This is a genomic window from Streptococcus sp. oral taxon 061, assembly GCF_964211575.1.
Taxonomy (GTDB): domain Bacteria; phylum Bacillota; class Bacilli; order Lactobacillales; family Streptococcaceae; genus Streptococcus.
The window spans coordinates 1-2,963 of sequence record NZ_CAXOQQ010000015.1 but is presented as its reverse complement, the minus strand read 5'-3'; the positions used below and the strand labels follow the sequence as shown (position 1 = coordinate 2,963).

5 protein-coding genes and 1 pseudogene are annotated in these 2,963 nt (G+C 31.5%); all 6 read left to right on the top strand.

What is annotated here, in order from left to right; translation table 11 throughout:
* A pseudogene (locus AB8E63_RS08590) lies at nucleotides 1–733 on the top strand (hypothetical protein); the annotation flags it as partial.
* A gap of 12 nt (nucleotides 734–745) precedes the next feature.
* Nucleotides 746–1,324 carry a hypothetical protein gene (locus AB8E63_RS08585; RefSeq protein WP_368910838.1) on the top strand — a complete coding sequence of 193 codons (579 nt, stop codon included), beginning with the start codon at nucleotides 746–748 and terminating at the stop codon, nucleotides 1,322–1,324.
* Complete coding sequence (locus AB8E63_RS08580; protein ID WP_368910837.1) at nucleotides 1,321–1,878, top strand: hypothetical protein; 558 nt, start codon at nucleotides 1,321–1,323, stop codon at nucleotides 1,876–1,878. The genes AB8E63_RS08585 and AB8E63_RS08580 overlap by 4 nt, the downstream gene beginning before the upstream one ends.
* The gene (locus tag AB8E63_RS08575; protein WP_368910836.1) at nucleotides 1,875–2,438 is read left to right on the top strand and encodes a hypothetical protein; all 564 of its coding nucleotides are present in this window, start codon (nucleotides 1,875–1,877) and stop codon (nucleotides 2,436–2,438) included. The genes AB8E63_RS08580 and AB8E63_RS08575 overlap by 4 nt, the downstream gene beginning before the upstream one ends.
* Before the next feature lie 2 nt (nucleotides 2,439–2,440).
* On the top strand, nucleotides 2,441–2,743 hold the full coding sequence (locus AB8E63_RS08570; protein ID WP_070478089.1) for a DUF4176 domain-containing protein: 303 nt from the start codon (nucleotides 2,441–2,443) through the stop codon (nucleotides 2,741–2,743).
* 44 nt (nucleotides 2,744–2,787) lie between these two features.
* Nucleotides 2,788–2,963, top strand: a 176-nt coding sequence (locus tag AB8E63_RS08565) for a DUF4176 domain-containing protein (RefSeq protein ID WP_368910839.1), incomplete at its 3' end; no start/stop codon positions are given.

Here is a 2,963-nt window from a genome sequence, read left to right as displayed (position 1 = left end):
GGTGGACTTAAACAATCAAAACTATTCTGATGTAATTTTAAATGATTTAAAAAATAATTTCGCCAGTGAGTCAATCATGAATGGTATTGATGTGTTTGGAGATAAGGGCTGGGTTAAATTATTGGAAAAAACTCCAACTGTTTTAGGAGGAGTACTTAGTACCTTATATCAACTAAGTGATTCACTCGGAAACTTTATTAACCTAGGTACTAATGGGTTAATTTCGCCCAATGTACTTGATGGTATTAGTAATTCCTCTTCAGGAGTCATTAGAAGTTTGAGTGAAGGAATTGAAACTTTTGCCAAGTCTGGTCCTGAAATAGGTAGGGCTATGGCATTTATTGGTCCTGCAATTGATTTCACTACACAAGTTTCAGCTGGTGAAAATGTTCCGAACGCAGTTATTAAGAGCGGGGCCCATGCAGCAATATCTACCGGTGCTATGACCATTGGTATGAATACAGGAGCAGCAATTGGAGCTACTATTGGTAGTGTTATACCTATTGCAGGAACTGCTGCAGGTGGTATTGTTGGAGCTGCTGCAGGGTTTATAATAGGAGTAGGTTTATCAATTGCAGGTAATGCTGTATTTGATATGATTTATGATAACACTGTTGGAAAGGAAGTCACAAAAATAACAAATGATGTAGTGAAATCAGGTAAGGAAGTTATGGATGGTGTTGGTAATGCAGTATCTGACTTTTTCAGTGGTATTGGAACTGTATTTCAGTGATAGGAGATTCTCTTGGACAAAAATCAAATTATAAAGTTAAAGGACGTTGAATTTGTAGGAATTGGTAATTTTGAAGGGGAAACAGTTTTTTTTGATAAGAAAACAGGCAAGATGTTCTTAGGTCATTCTAAAACGAAGTTTAAAGTGTCTCCTGTCGCTTTCTCGACAGGAGCAGCACTTATTCTTTCTGTTCTTGTAAGAGAAATAACAAAAGTTCAGGTGTTCAGTGGGTTTTGGCCCTTGATTTTTGGTTTTTTTCTAATGATCATTGTCTCAAAACTCCTCTATAAACCAGCTTTGAATGAAGAATTAGTTATTAGTCCTTTTGTGCTTTCGAATATTGATATGATAACTTTTCTTAAAAATGAGAAGAAAAATATAGTTAAGAGCCATCTAATTATATTATTGGCATTTCTTTTTCCAGTGCTTTTTTCTATAGTTTATTTATTGACTTCTAATTTTTTGTTTTTGTTTTTAGCCATTTTATTTTTTATGTTCCCCCTATTGTTATTAAACACGAAACCAATACAGAGATTTAAAGTGGTTCATATGTTAGACAAAAAATATTCCACTAAGGAAAAGGATTCATGAAAAAATATTTAAAAAATATGGTTCCGATAGGAACAATTGATAAAAATCCAGTTTATTTTGATAAAAAAGATTCTAGTTTATACATAGTAAGAAAGAAGACTTCTTTTTTGGAAACTGCTGGCAGTAGCATGGTCATGATTATTTATGTCGTAATTGGAAAAGTTAATTCCAAATACTATTTAACCATTCTGGGAAGATATCAATTTTTAATGATAGGAATCCTGATTTCCTTTATAATAGCCTTTGTTGTTTGTTATGTTACGTACCATCGTGAGAGGAAAGTTGAAAAACTTCAATTAGAGGAAAAAGCAATGAGAGACTTCGTGTTAAGAGAGCGAAAGAATGTCTTTTTTACCTATTTATCTCTTATCATATTACCACTAATTATAATATTCTTTGCATACCTCTTTATCACATATGGCAATATTTCATGGGGAGTTGTTTCAGTTTTATTTATGACTATATATTTTATGTTTTTTTATAATAAGATATTCCAAAGAGGAAAAATCATAAATGAACTGTATAAAACTTATAATTTAGAAAGGAAATTTTGAAAAGTAAAACTAAGAGTTTCATTGTCCTAGGTATATATCAGGGAAAATCTGTCTACTATAGCAATGAAAATCATCAACTGTTATATTCAATAAAGGATAAAATCAATGGAGCAACTGCTATTACTGGTTACAGTTCAATTGCTCTTGTTTTATATATTGTTTTAAGAAGTATAAGTAAAAATGGGGAAGTACCAACAGATTTTCGGTTGCTGTCTTTGGTCCTTGCTTATATTATCATTAGTATTGGTAGTAGCTTATTACTTTATTATGTTTTAAATCGTGTCATTGAGTTAGAAGAATTTCAAATTGATTTAAGAAACTATCAAAACTTTTTAAAGCAAGAAAAAAGGAATGTTTTAATATTATATATAACGATAATCTGTTTTTTGCTCATAGGCATAGTGACTGCTGCAATTTTCATAAGTTCAGGTAATTATATTAGTCTTGTATTAACTTTATCATCATATTTTATTGTATACACTATTTTAAATACCAAATTGATTAAACGCAGCATGATATTGAGACAGTTATACAAAGAATTAAGTAATAAGGAGAGTTAATAATGAATGATAAAATATTGCCAATCGGAAGTGTGATTCAACTTCATAACGGAGAAGTGAAGTTAATGATTTTATCTCGTTTTCCACTCTATAATAATCAAGGGACAATTGGTTATTTCGATTATTCGGCATGTTTATATCCAAATGGAAATACGGATAATCAATGTTATTTTTTTAACAAAGAAGATATAAGTAAAGTTTGGTTTGAGGGGTATATTGATGACCAAGAAAAAAGCGCTCAACAGCTTTTTGAGAAGGAACAAAAAAATATTAAATATCCTCACTTAAAGTTAAATAACATATAGAAAAAGTAGATTTAGAGATAGGAACAAGGAGTACAAGCGAACAGATGGACTTTTTTGTAGTTCTTTCAGGTCGTCGAGTTGATTTGGCAAATGGTCATTATGTGGACTACATTGGTCATGGCTATCCATTTGGATTACGCTTTGACACCTCCCCCTTGTTTTTAAGCAATCTCTTGATCAAGAGAGTAGTATCAGAAGGGTATTCGGATACCGTGGATGA